Source organism: Chryseobacterium sp. SIMBA_038 (assembly GCF_046535115.1).
Taxonomy (GTDB): Bacteria; Bacteroidota; Bacteroidia; order Flavobacteriales; family Weeksellaceae; genus Chryseobacterium.
In genome coordinates this window covers 1-444 of the sequence record NZ_JAWRXH010000027.1, presented here as the reverse complement: position 1 = coordinate 444, position 444 = coordinate 1, and the positions used below count along the sequence as shown (strand labels likewise).

The following is a 444-nucleotide window of genomic DNA, read 5'->3' as shown; positions in this document are numbered from 1 at the left end:
GAGATTTGAGAGGGGCTGCTCCTAGTACGAGAGGACCGGAGTGGACGAACCTCTGGTGTTCCGGTTGTCACGCCAGTGGCATTGCCGGGTAGCTATGTTCGGAAAAGATAACCGCTGAAAGCATCTAAGCGGGAAACTTGCCTCAAGATGAGATCTCACTGGGATCTTGAATCCCCTAAAGGGCCGTCGAAGACTACGACGTTGATAGGTTGGGTGTGTAAGCGCTGTGAGGCGTTGAGCTAACCAATACTAATTGCCCGTGAGGCTTGACCATATAACACCCAAGCAATTTGCGAGCTCGAAAGAGGCCAGATTGCGGTGTGTGAAGACGATACAAAGTCGAAAATTCGAAACGAAACACACAAATCTATTGCATACCCATTCGCTGGAGCGTGATCTCGCAAGAGAAAACGACCTGACTACCGAATTTCTTGACGACCATAG

General features: G+C 49.8%; 1 rRNA gene. It reads left to right on the top strand.

Annotated elements, in window-relative coordinates:
* Nucleotides 1-274, top strand: a 23S ribosomal RNA gene (locus SB689_RS22555); the annotation flags it as partial.
* Nucleotides 275-444 lie beyond the last annotated feature (170 nt).